Annotated in this window: 9 protein-coding genes; 8 read left to right on the top strand and 1 reads right to left on the bottom strand. The window is 70.4% G+C overall.

The features are described from left to right. Positions 1 to 375 precede the first annotated feature (375 nt). The 7 genes from dnaK (at position 376) to EDF31_RS17535 (ending at position 10,365) form a co-directional block, all read left to right on the top strand. Positions 376 to 2,241 carry a molecular chaperone DnaK gene (gene dnaK / locus EDF31_RS17565; RefSeq protein WP_131847083.1) on the top strand — a complete coding sequence of 622 codons (1,866 nt, stop codon included), beginning with the start codon at positions 376 to 378 and terminating at the stop codon, positions 2,239 to 2,241. 2 nt (positions 2,242 to 2,243) lie between these two features. After that, on the top strand, positions 2,244 to 2,903 hold the full coding sequence (locus EDF31_RS17560) for a nucleotide exchange factor GrpE (protein ID WP_131847082.1): 660 nt from the start codon (positions 2,244 to 2,246) through the stop codon (positions 2,901 to 2,903). Between the two features lie 23 nt (positions 2,904 to 2,926). Further along, positions 2,927 to 3,937: a DnaJ C-terminal domain-containing protein gene (locus tag EDF31_RS17555; RefSeq protein ID WP_131847081.1), complete on the top strand. Its 1,011-nt coding sequence runs from the start codon at positions 2,927 to 2,929 to the stop codon at positions 3,935 to 3,937. Positions 3,938 to 4,062: 125 nt separating this feature from the next. Further along, the gene (locus EDF31_RS17550; RefSeq protein ID WP_123293837.1) at positions 4,063 to 4,473 is read left to right on the top strand and encodes a MerR family transcriptional regulator; all 411 of its coding nucleotides are present in this window, start codon (positions 4,063 to 4,065) and stop codon (positions 4,471 to 4,473) included. Positions 4,474 to 4,511: 38 nt separating this feature from the next. Beyond that, complete coding sequence (locus EDF31_RS17545; RefSeq protein WP_131847080.1) at positions 4,512 to 6,917, top strand: M60 family metallopeptidase; 2,406 nt, start codon at positions 4,512 to 4,514, stop codon at positions 6,915 to 6,917. 148 nt (positions 6,918 to 7,065) lie between these two features. Beyond that, a complete protein-coding gene (locus EDF31_RS17540) occupies positions 7,066 to 8,211 on the top strand; it encodes a class I SAM-dependent methyltransferase (RefSeq protein ID WP_131847079.1) in 1,146 nt (381 codons plus the stop codon). Positions 8,212 to 8,310: 99 nt separating this feature from the next. Beyond that, positions 8,311 to 10,365, top strand: a complete 2,055-nt coding sequence (locus EDF31_RS17535) for a hypothetical protein (RefSeq protein ID WP_131847078.1) — start codon at positions 8,311 to 8,313, stop codon at positions 10,363 to 10,365. A gap of 85 nt (positions 10,366 to 10,450) precedes the next feature. Here the strand turns inward: EDF31_RS17535 and EDF31_RS17530 are convergent, their stop codons facing one another. Continuing rightward, on the bottom strand, positions 10,451 to 11,281 hold the full coding sequence (locus tag EDF31_RS17530; protein ID WP_131847077.1) for an aldo/keto reductase: 831 nt from the start codon (positions 11,279 to 11,281) through the stop codon (positions 10,451 to 10,453). 90 nt (positions 11,282 to 11,371) lie between these two features. On the opposite strand from EDF31_RS17530, the gene EDF31_RS17525 reads away from it, so the two are divergent. After that, positions 11,372 to 15,592 carry a hypothetical protein gene (locus EDF31_RS17525; protein WP_131847076.1) on the top strand — a complete coding sequence of 1,407 codons (4,221 nt, stop codon included), beginning with the start codon at positions 11,372 to 11,374 and terminating at the stop codon, positions 15,590 to 15,592. The last annotated feature ends 3 nt before the right edge of the window (positions 15,593 to 15,595 follow it).

Below are 15,595 nucleotides of genomic sequence, written 5' to 3'. Positions count from 1 at the left end.
CCAGAACCGCGCCTCTCGCGCACGGTGTTCCAGCCTCGATCCCATCTGCAACACTCCAAATCACGGTGGTGTTGCAACGACCGGCTGAACCCAAGCTCTTCTTTCGAGACATGTGACGTTCTTTCGGGGAGGGCCGCCGGGGATCCGCGGCACGGTGGAGGATCGCAGCCCAGGACCTCTCGGTTGGCCTGCAAGCCAAGAATATCACATTACACATGGCATACGAGACATTGTATGGCGCGCTGTTGGCTGGGAGTTGAGTGGGATCGACGCAACTTCGGCCGCCCTGAGTTGACGCGAGCCGGGGTCTGAGTAGAGTTGAGTCCATCGGACGCAAGTCCAACGACTTACCTCGAGCAAGAAGGAGCACCACACATGGGACGTGCAGTAGGCATCGACCTCGGAACCACCAACTCGGTCGTCAGCGTTCTCGAGGGTGGCGAGCCCACCGTCATCGCGAACGCCGAGGGGCTCCGCACCACGCCGTCGATCGTCGCCTTCACCAAGGACGGCGAGGTCCTGGTCGGCGAGACCGCCAAGCGTCAGGCCGTGACGAACGTCGACCGCACCATCGCGTCGGTCAAGCGTCACGTCGGCACCGACTGGACCACCGAGATCGACGGCAAGAAGTACACGCCGCAGGAGATCTCGGCCCGTACCCTCGGCAAGCTCAAGCGCGACGCCGAGCAGTACCTCGGTGAAGACGTCACCGACGCGGTCATCACCGTGCCGGCGTACTTCAACGACGCCGAGCGCCAGGCCACGAAGGACGCCGGTGAGATCGCCGGCCTCAACGTCCTCCGCATCATCAACGAGCCGACCGCGGCCGCTCTGGCCTACGGCCTCGACAAGGGCAAGGAAGACGAGCTCATCCTGGTCTTCGACCTCGGTGGCGGCACGTTCGACGTCTCCCTGCTCGAGGTGGGCAAGGACGACGACTTCTCGACGATCCAGGTCCGTGCGACCTCCGGTGACAACCGCCTCGGTGGCGACGACTGGGACCAGCGCATCGTCGACTACCTGATCAAGAAGTTCAAGGACGAGCACGGCGTCGACCTGTCCACGGACAAGATCGCCAAGCAGCGCCTGAAGGAAGCCGCTGAGCAGGCCAAGAAGGAGCTGTCGTCGCAGATGTCGGCGAACATCCAGCTGCCGTACCTGACGCTCACGGCTGAGGGCCCGCTCAACCTCGACGAGACCATCTCGCGCGCGCAGTTCGAGCAGATGACCTCCGACCTGCTCGACCGCACCAAGAAGCCGTTCAACGACGTCATCAAGGAAGCCGGTGTCTCGGTCAACGACATCGCGCACGTGGTGCTCGTCGGTGGTTCGACCCGCATGCCCGCCGTGGCCGAGGTCGTCAAGCAGCTCACCGGTGGCAAGTCCCCGAACCAGGGCGTCAACCCGGACGAGGTCGTCGCCGTCGGCGCCGCACTGCAGGCCGGTGTGCTGAAGGGCGAGCGCAAGGACGTCCTGCTCATCGACGTCACGCCGCTGTCGCTCGGCATCGAGACCAAGGGCGGCCTGATGACGAAGCTCATCGACCGCAACACCGCGATCCCGACCAAGCGGAGCGAGACCTTCACGACGGCTGACGACAACCAGCCGTCGGTCGCGATCCAGGTCTTCCAGGGCGAGCGCGAGTTCACCCGCGACAACAAGCCGCTCGGCACGTTCGAGCTCACCGGCATCGCGCCGGCTCCCCGTGGCGTCCCACAGGTCGAGGTCACCTTCGACATCGACGCCAACGGCATCGTGCACGTGTCCGCCAAGGACAAGGGCACCGGCAAGGAGCAGTCGATGGTCATCTCCGGCGGCTCGTCGCTGCCGAAGGAGGACATCGAGCGCATGGTCCGCGAAGCCGAGGAGCACGCGGCCGAGGACAAGGCCCGTCGCGAGGCCAACGAGCGTCGCAACCAGGCCGAGCAGCTCGTCTACTCGATCGAGAAGCTCATCAAGGAGAACGACGACAAGCTCCCCGAGGACGTCAAGTCCGAGGTGCAGGCCGACGTCGACGCGCTCAAGTCGGCGCTCGCGGGCGAGGACGAGGACGCCGTGAAGACGGCATTCGACAAGCTCAACGAGTCGCAGGGCAAGCTCGGCCAGGCCATCTACTCCCAGCAGGACGCAGCAGCCGGCGCACCCGGTGGCGAGCAGCCCGCGGGTGAGCAGCCGGCGGACGACGAGGACATCGTCGACGCCGAGGTCGTGGACGACGAGGACGACAAGGACAAGAAGTAACGATGACGGACCCCAAGGGCAACGCGCCCAACGAAGACGAACCCCAGGTCGAGGGCGACGCCACGAACGCGGCCGAGCCCGAGGACCTCATCGAGGCGGAGGGGCCCGACGTCGAAGTACCGACCGACGGCCCCGCCGCCGGCGGTCCGGCAACGGACGCGGCGAACGACCTCTCCCCGGAGGACCAGGCCCTGCTCGACGACGCCGCCCGCGGTATCCAGGAGGACAAGCTGTCCGACACGGACCGCGACCTCGTCGCCGAGATGCGCGCGGACATGCTCCGTGCGCAGGCCGAGCTGGTGAACTTCCGGAAGCGCGTCGAGCGTGACCGCGAGGCCAACCGCGAGGTCGCCATCGCCGAAGTGGTGCGGGCCCTGCTGCCGGCGCTCGACGACCTCACCCGGGCCGAGGCCCACGGTGACCTCGCCGAGGGTCCGATGCAGGTCATCGGCCAGAAGATCCGCGGGGGCTTCGACAAGTTCAAGCTCGTGCAGATCGGCGAGAAGGGTGAAGCCTTCGACCCGACCATCCACGAGGCGATCGTCCAGCTCCCGACCCCGGGTGCCACCGGCCAGACCGTGGCGGACGTCGTCGAGCCGGGCTACAAGCTCGGTGAGCGCGTCCTGCGTGCGGCCAAGGTCGCGGTGGCGGTCCCGGCCTGAGCCGGAACGGAAGGTAGGTACCAGTGGCCAGTCAGGACTGGTTCGACAAGGACTTCTACAAGGTCCTCGGAGTGTCGAAGGACGCGTCGGAGGCCGAGCTGAAGAAGACCTACCGGAAGCTCGCGCGGCAGTTCCACCCGGACTCCAACCCGGGTGATGCCGCGGCGGAGAACCGCTTCAAGGAGATCAGCGAGGCCTACTCGGTGCTCTCCGACAAGGAGCAGCGCCAGGAGTACGACCAGGTCCGTGCCATGGGCTCCGGCGCCCGCTTCACGGCGGGCGGCGGAGGCCAGGGTGGTGGCTTCGAGGACGTCTTCGGCGGGATGTTCGGGCAGCAGCAGGGCGGGGGCGGACAGCGCGTCCGCTTCGGCCAGGGCGGCCCGGGCGGCGCCGGCGGCTTCGAGGACATCCTCGGCGGGATGTTCGGCGGAGGTGGTGGCTTCGGCCAGACCTCCGGCGGCTACCGCGGCTTCGGCGGACCGACGAAGGGCCGGGACGTCACGGCGTCGACGACGCTCGACTTCACCACGGCGATCGCCGGCGACACCGTCAAGCTGTCGCAGGGCAACGGTCGCCCGGTGAACGTCCGCATCCCCGCGGGGGTCGCGGACGGCCAGAAGATCCGGCTGCGCGGCCGAGGCGAACCCTCGCCCGACGGCGGCGAGGCCGGTGACCTGGTGGTCGCCGTCTCGGTCCGCAAGCACCCGGTCTTCGAGCGCGACGGGCTGAACCTCCGCGTGGACGTCCCCGTGACGTTCGTCGAGGCAGCTCTCGGTGCGACGATCGAGGTCCCGACGCTCGGCGGTTCGCCCGTCAAGCTGAAGGTCGCTCCCGGCACGCCGTCGGGTCGCGTCCTGCGCGTCAAGGGCCGTGGCGTCGCGACGAAGAACGGCACGGGCGACCTGCTCGCGACCGTCCAGGTCGCGGTGCCGTCGCACCTGTCGGACAAGCAGCGCGAGGCCGTCGAGGCACTCGCCGAGGCACTTCCCGACGAGAACCCGCGCGAGGACATCCTCGCCAAGGCGCGTGACTAGCGTCACGCACCGAATGCAGTAGACCCGGCCTGGAGGCGCGGCGCGGCTCCGTCAGGAAGCCGCAACGCGCCTCCAGGCTGGTTTTCACCCCACGCGAACGACGGAAGGAACACGCCATGACCGACATGGACGAGAACTCGCCCGTCTTCGCGATCGCGGTCGCCGCGGAACTGTCCGAGATGCACCCGCAGACGCTGCGGCAGTACGACCGGCTCGGCCTGGTCGTGCCGGGCCGTACCCGCGGCGGTTCCCGCCGCTATTCGATGCGCGACGTCGCGCAGCTGCGCGAGATCGCGCGCCTCGGCTCCGAGGGGGTGTCGCTGGAGGGGATCCGGCGCGTGCTCGACCTGGAGAACGAGAACAAGGACCTACGCGACCGGGTGCGTGAGCTCGAGACCGCGTTGGCCGACCAGCTCATCAACCGGCCCGGCGCGCGCGTGTTCGCGGCGACGACGACGGGTGCCGCGGTGTCGCTGCGGGCCGGTGCGCGGCCGCAGCGGAACACGCAGATCGTGCTGTACCGCGGGCCGCGCTGACCCTTCCCGAATCGCCATACCGCATGTAAAATATCTGCATGCGATTGTTTCCTGCCCTCCCTGCTGTCCTCGTCGTCACGGCACTCGCCATCGGTGGCGGGGTCGCCGCAGCGGCAACCGGCGGAGTCGACGTCCACGAGACGGTGATCGAGCACTCGGCGAACGGCGACGCGACGAGCGTCCTGGTGCACGGCATCGGTGATGCGGCGGCCGCGGCCACAGCAGAGGGACGGCGGTTCCGGCACAGTGATCTGCAGCCTGCCGGACGGTTCGTCGCCGCCGGCGACGTCGTCACCGTGTCGGTACCGACCGGTGCGCCGGCGATGGACGTCGCCATCGGGCTGATCGGCCCGTACGCGGCGCACAACTCGGGCGCCGATGTCGGGTACCAGCAGACGCGACTGACCGCTGGCGTGAACCGTGTCACGGCTCCGCACGACGGGATGGTCTCGATGGTCAGCGCGGCGGACACCGGGGAAGCGACGGTCACGATCGCCGGCGGTGTTGCCGTCCCGACCTACGTCCGGGGCCAGTCGACCGCCGACTCGTTCGCAGCGGACCTCCGGCGGTTCGCCGATGCACCGTTCGTCGAGGTGGTGTCGGACCGGATGTTCGGCGACTTCCAGAAGCCGAAGACCGGCACGGCCATCGCCGGTGCCGACCTCGCGGAGCGCACCGCGAACTGGGACCGGGTGATCGAGCTCACGAACGAGACGTACGGCCTCGACGAGCGTGCCGTCGGGACCTCGCACAAGTACCCGCACCGGATCCACATCGCTTCACCCGACTCCGGTGCCGGGTACGCCAACGCGAGCAACGCGCGCATCATGTTCCAGACCGGCACCGGTGCTGCCGCCGATCTCTTCCGGCTTCCGTTGAGTGGGCTGTGGGGGCTGTGGCACGAGATCGGCCACACCTACGAAGCACCGATCAACATCTTCCCGGGTACCGCGGAGACCATCACCAACCTGTCCGCGCTCGCCGTGCAGGACGGACTCGGGTTCGGGAGCCGGTGGGACGAGAGCATCCCGCTCCTCGAGCGGTACTTCACCACACCGATCGCGGACCGGGACTGGGAAGGCGCCCACGACCGGGTCCGGCTCCTGGCATGGGAACAGCTGCGCCGCGCGTTCGGCGACGGCTACCTGCCGAGGTTCTTCGCGGCGCTGCGTGCCGAGGCGGCGAAGACGAACGTGAACGCCCTGACCATCGACGACAAGCACGCGATCTTCGTCGAGGTCGCCTCGCGGGTGGCCGACCGCGACCTCGCGCCGTTCTACGACCAGCTCGGGTTCCCGATGTCGGACGCGACCCGCGCTGTCATCGGTGCGCTCCCCGACCTGCGGGAGCCCATCTGGGACAACGTCGACTCACGACACCGCATCGTGGAACGACTCGTCCCCGACTACGACCCGCCGGTCGGCGTGGTCGCCGGAGCAGTGTCGCCCGTGCCAGTCGGCGAGCACGTGGTCGCCGCGCCGACGGTCACCGGGCTCGGGACCGCGAGCGGCCGAGGGAGCGCGACCGCCGTGGACGCCGCAGCGGTCGCCGATGCCGTCGGTACCGACACCGGACGGCTCCTCGTGCGGCTCCGGAGCGACACCGGCGCCGAGGACACGATCGTCGTCAGGACTGCGGCCGTCGGCGGGGACTCGATCGTGCTGCGCGGGGCGTCGAACCGCGTCGTCGGCGACCTGTGGCTCGATCAGCGGAACGAGGAACTCCGGTGGCGGGCGGTCACGTCCTACGACGCGCACTGGTCCTGGGGATCGAACGCCTACCTGACCGTCACGCACTTCGCGGCGGACGGCACGGTACTCGCCACGGGCACGGTGCAGGGCAACCAGACGGGCAAGGTCCTCGACGAGACCTTCCGGGACCGCCCGTACGCGGACGGCGAGTTCGTGCTCGTCCTGCACGCGCAACCGACGCTCCTCGCCGCGTACCGTTCCGACTCGCTCATCTCGGACTCGAGCGCGCCCCAGGCGTTCCGGATCGCGGACGGCAAACTGCACCTGACCGCGCCCGAGGCGATCCCGGGGTGGCAGTCCCTGTCCGGACTGCAGGGCCCGAAGACCGCCCTGACCCGCGGCGCCGACGTCGAGGTCGAGGCCGGGTTGCAGGTCCACGGCCAGATCTCGACGATCACCGGGGCGATCACGCTGACCAGTCCGGACGGCACGGCCTTCGCACCCGGGCAGTCGACGCTCGCCGGCATGTACCGGAAGCAGGGCGAGGACTGGCGGACGAGCGCGAACCTCGTGCTGCGGGGCGGGACGCTCGCCGACGGCGGCACGACGATGCGGTTCACGCTGCAGACGGGTTCGGGGTTCTCGATGCCCCCGGGTTCGACGCTTCGCTGGAAGCCGGTCGTCCGTGTCCCGGCCGACGCGGTCGCGGGCGACTCGTCGCTGGAGCTGCGTGCGGAGGGCACCACCGGCTGAGTCCCCTGCAACGAGGAGCGCCCCCGGACCGACCTGCCGTCGTGGAGCTCGGGCGGCGACGTGCAGTCGCACGCTGGTCCGCGTGAACTGGACGCGGTCGTCCGCGCCGCTGCGAGGTCCGCCGTCAAGGGATGGGTACGCTGACGCGGTGCCAGACTTCGCCGACCTCTTCCGCCGCCGCGACGACACCGCCCCGGACCTCATCGCGATCGACGGCACCGACCGGTTCCTGATCGACGAGGCGCCGCACGTGCACGGGGACGCCCTGCGGCAGCCCGGCGAGGTGGCGGTCGTCGATGACCGTCTTGGAGTCCTGACCCTCGGGCTCATCACGCAGTACGGCGCATCGGACATCCGCGTCGTGCAGGACTCGCTCGTCGGGGAACGCGCGCTCGAGGCCAACGCTGGCACGTTCGGTCTGCGCGGATTCCACCACCCGGACTCGCTCGAAGACGCCTTCCGCGACGTCCGGCTCGTCGTGCTGCGGCTGTCGAAGTCACACGACCGCCTCGACGAGATCGCCCGGGCCGTCGCGCGGTTCGCCGCTCCCGACGTCGTGCTGCTGTGCGGCGGCAACGTCAAGTACATGAACCTGTCGCAGAACGACGTGCTGCGCCGCTCGTTCGGCGAGGTCACGGCTTCGCGGGGGCGGGGGAAGTCGCGCCTGCTCATCGCGCAGGACCCGTTGCGTGCCCAGGCGAACCGTGCGGCCGCGACCAATCCCTGGCCCAGATCGGTGCACGTCGACGACCTCGGCATGACGCTCGTCGCGCACGGCGGGGTGTTCGCCGGTGCCTCGCTCGACCAGGGCACCCGGGTGCTGCTCGAGGCGATGGACGCCGCGGTGCCGACCGCGCGGACCGTCGTCGACCTCGGGTCCGGCAACGGTGTCATCGCCGCGGCGATCGCACTGCGGCGGCCGAACGTCAAGGTGATCGCGACCGATGTGTCCCGGATCGCGGTGGCGTCCACACGGGCGACCGCCGAGGCGAACGGCGTCGCTGACCGGGTGACGGCACTGCGCACCGACGCCGGGGACGAGCTCGCCGCCGGGTCCGCCCAGCTCGTGCTCTGCAACCCCCCGTTCCACGCGGACACCACGGTGACCACCGACGCGGCCGAGGCGATGTTCCGGAACGCGGCCACTGTCCTGCAGCCCGGCGGCGAACTGTGGTGCGTGTGGAACGGGCACCTGCGCTACCGGCCGGTACTGCAGCGCCTGGTCGGGCCGACGCGGCAGGTCCTGCGCACCCCGAAGTTCACGGTCACGGCGTCGGTCGCTGCCCCGCACTGAGGCCCGCCATACCGAACGCGTAATATCGTACGGATAATACTTGCGGACCACTCCGCGGCCCGTGCACAGTCGTCTCCTGCACCGTCAGAGAGGACTCCCATGCACACTCGTTCCACCCGTGCTCTTCCACCGCCGGCCCGTCCGCCTCGTGCCCGTCCGTCCCGCGCGGCCGTCACCGTCGCGCTGGTCCCGATGGTCGCCCTGGGCGCGCTCGTCGCCGGCGCGGGCGTCGTCGCAGATGCACCACCGGCCCACGCCGTCGACCCGTTCCCGGTCCACGATCCGTTCGTGGACCTGCCCGTCGGCACCACGATGCCGTCGGGTTGGGCTCGCATCGCCTCGAACGACCAGCAGGCCGCGATCGTCGAGAACGGCTCGGCGGGCAAGTGGCTGCGGATGACCGACAACGCCAAGTACATGGCCTCGGCGGTGTACAACGAGGTGCCGTACGACTCGAGCAACGGACTGACCGTCGAGTTCGACCAGCGGATGTGGAGCCCCACCGACACCGGGTACGCCGACGGCATCGGGTTCTTCCTGCAGGACGCCGCGATGCCGCTCGACTCCATCGGCCCTGTGGGCGGCGGACTCGGCTACTTCGACGGCAAGTCCGCCTGCTCGGCAGGACTGGACGGCGGTGTCGTCGGCGTCGGGTTCGACCGGTTCGGCAACTTCGCGCTGCCGGAGTTCATCCAGAACGCCGTCACCGTCCGCGGGGCCGAGGCTGAGTGCTACCCCGTGCTGGCGACGACGGGCAACCGCGGCGACGGGTTCCTCGAGGACCGCGGCGTCGACGCCGAGACGGCGACCTACCGGCACGTGAAGGTCGACGTCGTGCCCCGGGACGCCGGTGGCATCACGGCCATCGTCACGATGTCGGACGCCACCCCCGTCGGCTCGGAGCCGGCGGAGCTGCACCACCTGATCTCGACCGACCTGCCGGCGACGGCGTTGCCCGACCAGATGCGCTTCGGGTTCAGTGCGTCGACCGGCGGGCGGGCCGAGTTCCACGAGATCCGCAACGTGCGGGCCACGCAGCCGACTGACGTCGTGACCACGGCGTCAGTGGGCACCGAGGGGCCGGTGACCTCAGGCGACGACGTGTCGTTCCGCGTCCGATCGGTCAACGACGGGCCGGCCACGATCGGTGGGCCCGCCGACGCAGTGGCGCGGACGACGGCACTGATCGATGCGCTCCCGCTCGAGGACGTCACCTGGTCGTGCGAGGCCACGGGCGGCGCGTCGTGCGGTGCCGATCAGGGCGCAGGAGTCGTGGCGACCGACTGGACGGCGCCGCCCGGAGGACAGATCGAGTTGCTGGCCCGCGGGACCGTGCCGGCGACCACGAGGAGCGGGACGTACTCGGCGCCGGTGGAGAGTGTCACCGACTTCACCACCGGCCGGTTCGACGAAGGGCGGGCCGCGGTCGCGCGGGACGGCTCGGTGAGCGACGTCGACCTGACGAACAACACGGACACGATCGCGTTCGACGTCGTGCTGCCGGACGCCGTCGCCTCGGATGACGCTGCGACCGGACAGCAGGGTGAACCCGTGGTCGTGGACGTCGTGGGGAACGACGCGCTCGACGGCAGCGGTGCCGACCTCGGCTCGCTGCGGCTCACCGACGAGGGACTCGACGGTGCGGAGCTGTCCGACGACGGCAAACAGCTGCGCGTTCCGGGCGAGGGCACGTACGTCGTGGACGACGCCGGGCGGGTGACGTTCACGCCCGAGGACGGCTTCAGCGGGGTCGCGTCGCCGGTGCGGTACGAGATCACGTCGAACGCCGGGCAGGTCGCGTCCGCCGAGCTCCGGGTGGAGATCGAGGGCGGTGCGGTCGACCCGACGCCGGGGCCCACGCCGGAGCCGACGGCGGAACCCACGCCGGATCCGACCACGGCGCCGACCGCGGGGCCGACGACCGATCCGACCGCGGTACCGGGTGCCGGTTCCGCCGCTGGGCCCGGGGACGGTCCCCAGAACGCGTCGACCGTCGGCGGACCGTCGTCCGGCGGACCGGACCGGCTCGCGTGGACGGGCTCTGACGGGGTCCTCGTCGCAGCGGTCCTCGGCCTGGGGCTCGCGGCCGCCGGTGGCGTGCTCCTGACGCTTCGACGTCGCCGACTCGAGGTGGGCCCGGACGCCGACGCCTGATCCACACCGGTACGACTCCGGACGCGACGGAGACGACGAAGCCGCCCGGGTCTCCCCGGGCGGCTTCGTCGTGTGTTCCGACTGATCAGGCCGGGACGTAGTCGAACGTGTCCGGGTCCGGACCCGTTCGGTGGCCCTTGTCGAGAGTCGTGATGTCCGTCATGTCCTCGTCGGAGAGCTCGAAGTCGAAGATCGCGAAGTTCTCCTCGACGCGGGCACGCGTGACCGACTTCGGGAACACGATGTCGCCGCGCTGGATGTGCCAGCGGAGCACGACCTGCGCCGGGCTCTTGCCCGTGGCGCCGGCGATGCGGGTGATGGTCTCGTCGTCGAGCACGAGGCCCTGGGCGATCGGGGACCAGGCCTCGGTCGCGATGCCGAGCTCGTTGTTCACGGCGCGGAGCTCGTCCTGGGTCAGGTACGGGTGCACCTCGATCTGGTTCACGGCCGGCGGGACGTCCGTCTCGGCACGCAGGCGGCGCAGGTGGTGGGCCTGGAAGTTGCTGACGCCGATCGAGCGGGAGGTGCCAGCGGCGTAGAGCTCCTCGAGCGCCTTCCACGTCGGCACGAAGTCCGAGACGGTGGGCAGCGGCCAGTGGATGAGGAACAGGTCGGTGTAGCCGCCGAGCAGGTCAGCTGACTTCTTGCCGTTCTCGGCAGCTGCCGAAGGGTCGTGGAAGCCGTTGTTGAGCTTCGAGGTGACGAAGATCTCGTCACGCGGGATGCCGGACGACGCGATGGCCTCGCCGACCTCCTTCTCGTTGCCGTACATCTCGGCGGTGTCGATGTGGCGGTAGCCGACCTCGAGCGCTGTGAGCGTCGCTTCCTTGGTCGACGCGGGGTCGATCTGGAAGACGCCGAAGCCGAGCTGCGGGATGGTCTTGCCGTCGTTCAGGGTGATGTTCGGAACGGTCATGAGTCCAGACAACACCCGACCAGCTCCCAGGCATTCCGCTCGCTCTCAGGACCGTTCAAGTCAAATGCAGAATATTGGTATTCTGGCGTGATGAACCGACACGCTTCACGACGCCCTCGTGCGCGCACCGCGCCGCGCGTCGCCGCCGTGGCGACCGCGGCCGGCCTGGTCGCCGCGCTCGCCACCCCGCTCGCCGCCACGGCAGTCCCGGCCCCCGCGGCCGACGCCGGATCCGCACGGACCGACTCTGCCGCCGACTCCACGATCCTGTTCGTCGAGGACTTCGAGAACGGCGTCACGACGACGCCGGTGCTGTTGAACGCGTACAAGGGCGCGAACGGTGAGACCTACACGGCCGACCCGGCGTGGATCAACGCCGCCGAGTGCAACGGCATCGTCACGAGCGCCAGCAGCTCCGACATGGCATCCTGCGACGCCAACCCCCAGCTCAAGCAGCTCGGGTCGGTCCTCGGGCAGATCACCGGCGAGGACCCGGAGACCAACCACGTCGTGAGTGCTTGGACCGCGTCGCGCAACCTGCCGCGGAACGCCGTTCAGATCGAGTCGCGCGATGACTTCTCGCTCGGGCAGACCGGACGCTTCGTGTCGTTCGGTGTCAGCGCCGCCGCCGGAAGCTGTGTCGGGTTCGACCACCCGCTGCTCGACTTCCTGCTGGTGGACGGATCTGCCGAGCACCCGGTGTCCGAGCGTCCCCTCGACCCTTGCAACGACCCTCGCTCGAGCACCTTCACCGCGGGCGGCAACACGTACAAGGGCGGCGAGTTCGTCTCGAACGGCGGCGTGCTCTTCTCCGGCGACACCCTGCGATGGCGTCTCCGCAACGCCCAGTCGTCCTACAGCGGCAACGACGGCGCGATCGACCGAGTGACGATCGTCGACTCGACCCCGACCCTGGCGAACGAGTTCTCCGGCGCCCCGATCGTCGGGGACACCGCGCGCATGACGGCGCGCGTCGTGAACACGAGCGAGCACGGTTCGAAGCCCGGTTGGTCCTTCGCCGAGACGCTGCCCGAAGGCCTCAGCGTCGCGTCCGACCCGAAGGTCGCGACCACCTGCGCCGCGGCGGACCTCGACGTCGAGGCAGATGCCACGACCATCGGTGCGTCGGGCGACCTGGACATCGACGCACCGGACTGCACGGTGACGTTCGACGTCAGCGCCTCGGCTCCCGGCACGTACACGATCGGTGCAGACGCCGTGACCGAGCGCACCGGCGTCGACCTGCCGACCGGCTCGGCGAGCATCACCTTCGCCCCCGAGGTGAACGAGCTGCGCGTCACCGACCAGGCCGTCTTGTCCGGCGGCAACGGTGACGCCGTCGCCGACCTCGGCGAGACCGTCTCGTTCCGCACGACCGTCGACAACACCGGCAACGTCCTGGTGCGGGACGTCACGCTGACCAGCCCGAACGGCGACGCGGACTGCGACGTGCAGCAGCTCGCCCCCGGAGCATCCGCCGCGTGCGCGACCGCTCCCCGCCCGGTCACGCAGGACGACCTGGACCACGGCTCGATCGACGACACCGCCACGGTCTCTGCACGATCGCGCGCCGGCCAGGCCGTGACGGCCAGCGCAACCGCCACCGTTCCCACCTCGAGCACCACCTCGCGCGCCACGCTCGCCATCACGCCCGTCGTGCGTGGCGGTGCCCCCGCGATCGGTGACGACATCGGGCTCACGGTGACGGTGACCAACGAGGGCAACGTCTCGATCCGCGACCTCGCGGTGACCGTGGCCGACGAGCCCGGCATGACCGTCGCGTGCCCGCCGACCCGCCTCGCGCCCGGCGCGTCCATTGAGTGCGCCGTCGAGGGCTCGCACCCCGTCTCGCAGCACGACGTCGACCGCGGCACCGTCACGTTCGTCGCCACGATGACCGCAGTCGACGCCGCCGGTCAGCCGGTCCGTGGTGACGCCCGGACCGCACAGACCACGGTCGCCCAGGCCCCCGCGCTCGCCACGACCGTCACCCCGACGCTCGACACCGCCGGCAAGACCCCCGCTCCCGGTGACGAGGTCAGGCTGAGCGTCGCCGCACGCAACACCGGGAACGTCACGCTCCGCGACGTCGCCGCCGAGGTCGAGGACCCCGACGGCATGCCCGTCTCCTGCCCGACCTCCCCGCTCGCACCCGGCGCGAGCGTCGACTGCACCGTTCCGGCCCACACCCTGAGCCAGCGGGAGATCGACGCCGGCACGGTCGGGTTCGCCGTGACCTCGACCGCCACCGCACCCGACGACCGTCGCGTGACTGCTTCGGACTCTGCGTCGGTGACCGTCGACCGCCAGCACGGCATCGTCGCGACCGCGACCGCCGGCCTGGCCGACGAGTCCCGCGTACCGAAGGCCGGTGACCACGTCGAGCTGTCCGTCTCGGCGCGCAACTCCGGCAACACCACCCTGCGGGGCCTCGCTGCCGAGGTGGACGGCCGCGACCTGGACGTGGAGTGCGCCGAGGGTGCGCTCGCCCCCGGCGCCGCGGCGACCTGCTCCGTCGGCGACCACGTCCTGACGCAGGACGAGATCGACGCCGGCGCCGTCGAATTCGCGCTCACGGTCCACGCGAACGGCCCCGGCGGTTCGCGTGCCCAGGCATCGGACACCGTGGTGGTCGAGCTCGTCAGCGCGCCGGCCATCGCCGTGTCGGCGACGAGCGTCCTCGATGCGAACGAGCACGAGGTCCCCCTGGCCGGCGACACCGCGACGGTCACGATGACGATCCGGAACACCGGCAACGTCACGGTCACGGGCATCCGCGGCAAGGTCGAAGACCGTGCGGGCCTCGAGGTCGACTGCCCGGACGACGATCTCGCCCCGGGCGCCGCGGTGACGTGCGAGGTGTCCGAGTACACCCTCACTCAGAGCGACGTCGACAGCGGTGCCGTCCGGTTCGTGCTGTCGAGCGCAGCGACCGGTGCCGACCGTCAGCGCGTCGAGGCCCGTGCCGACACGACACTCTCGATCGTGCGAGCGCCGTCGATCACGACGACGGCCACGGCTGCGCTCGACGACACCGACCACGGAGCCCCGACCGCGGGCGACACGGCATCGGTCCGCATGTCGATCACGAACACGGGCAACGTCACGGTGCACGACCTGAGCGGCATCGTCGACGAGCGGGCCGGCACGACGATCGCCTGCCCCGCCGAGCGGGTCGCTCCCGGTGCTTCGGCGGACTGCGCAGCGGCGGAGTACGCGCTCACCCAGGGCGACGTCGACGCGGGCAAGGTGCAGTTCGCCCTCACCGCAGCGGCCGTCGGCCCGGACGACCAGACCGTGACTGCCGGCGCGAAGGCCGGCACTGCGATCGAGCGCGCCCCGGGCGTGCAGGTCCAGGTCACCGCGCACCTGGCGGAGTCCGAGCACGAGGCGCCGCGCGCCGGTGACCACGTGAGCGTGGGCATCCGCGCCACCAACGCGGGGAACGTCACGCTGACGGGGACGCGCGCCGAGGTCGTCGAACTCGCCGGTCTACCGGTCGAGTGCGTCGGCGAGGGTGTCGCACCGGGTGCGTCGATCGACTGCACGACCCCGCAGTACGTGCTCACCCAGGCGGACGTCGACCACGGCACAGTGACGGTCGCAGCGGTGCTCGACGCGACCGGTCCCGCCGGAGACTCCGTCACCTCGCGCGACGAGGTCCAGGTCGGCCTGACGGCGAAGAGCGCCCTCGACCTGTCCGCCGAGCCGGTGCTGCACGGAACCGACGGCAGCACGAAGGTCGTCGCCGATGACCACGTGCTGCGCCCGGGCGACCGCGTGTCTGTCCGCTACGAGGTGCTCAACACCGGCAACCTCGCGGTGCACGACCTGCAGCAGGCCGAGGGCATGCCCGCGGTGACCTGCGAGGAGTCCACGGTCGAGCCGGGGCAGCGTGCCACGTGCGAGAGCGACGCGCACGTCGTGACCGAGGAAGAAGCAGCGACCGGCGAGGTCGCGATCACCGGTCAGGTGGCCGGCCAGGTCACGCGCGCCGACGGTGCCACGACCGAGGAGCCGGGTGCTGCGAGCACGGGGCAGACCGCGACGCCAGCGACGTTCGGCGTGACCACCGCCGCGGCGTCGACGAAGCCGGTCTGGGTGTTCTCGCTCGAGGTGCACACGAAGCTGCACGCCGAGCCGCAGCCCGTGCCCGCCGCCGAGAAGCCCTCCGCCGCGCCGGTGGAACTCGCGTTCACCGGATCGACCGTCCTCGCGATGGGCGTCCCCGCGACGATCGTGCTCCTGCTCGCCGGAGCGGTCCTGCTGCTCTGGCGCCGCCAGCGCCGCCCGGACGACCGCCAGGTCTGACGC

It is taken from the genome of Curtobacterium sp. PhB142, assembly GCF_004341255.1.
Classification (GTDB): domain Bacteria; phylum Actinomycetota; class Actinomycetes; order Actinomycetales; family Microbacteriaceae; genus Curtobacterium.
This window is presented reverse-complemented; position numbering and strand designations above follow the sequence as displayed.

What these genes read in the sequence shown, in the direction of transcription:
- dnaK (WP_131847083.1), top strand. Translation starts at nt 376, where the DNA reads ATGGGACGTGCAGTAGGCATCGACCTCGGAACCACCAACTCGGTCGTC.
- EDF31_RS17560 (WP_131847082.1), top strand. Translation starts at nt 2,244, where the DNA reads ATGACGGACCCCAAGGGCAACGCGCCCAACGAAGACGAACCCCAGGTC.
- EDF31_RS17550 (WP_123293837.1), top strand. Translation starts at nt 4,063, where the DNA reads ATGGACGAGAACTCGCCCGTCTTCGCGATCGCGGTCGCCGCGGAACTG.
- EDF31_RS17545 (WP_131847080.1), top strand. Translation starts at nt 4,512, where the DNA reads ATGCGATTGTTTCCTGCCCTCCCTGCTGTCCTCGTCGTCACGGCACTC.
- EDF31_RS17535 (WP_131847078.1), top strand. Translation starts at nt 8,311, where the DNA reads ATGCACACTCGTTCCACCCGTGCTCTTCCACCGCCGGCCCGTCCGCCT.
- EDF31_RS17530 (WP_131847077.1), bottom strand. Translation starts at nt 11,281, where the DNA reads ATGACCGTTCCGAACATCACCCTGAACGACGGCAAGACCATCCCGCAG.
- EDF31_RS17525 (WP_131847076.1), top strand. Translation starts at nt 11,372, where the DNA reads ATGAACCGACACGCTTCACGACGCCCTCGTGCGCGCACCGCGCCGCGC.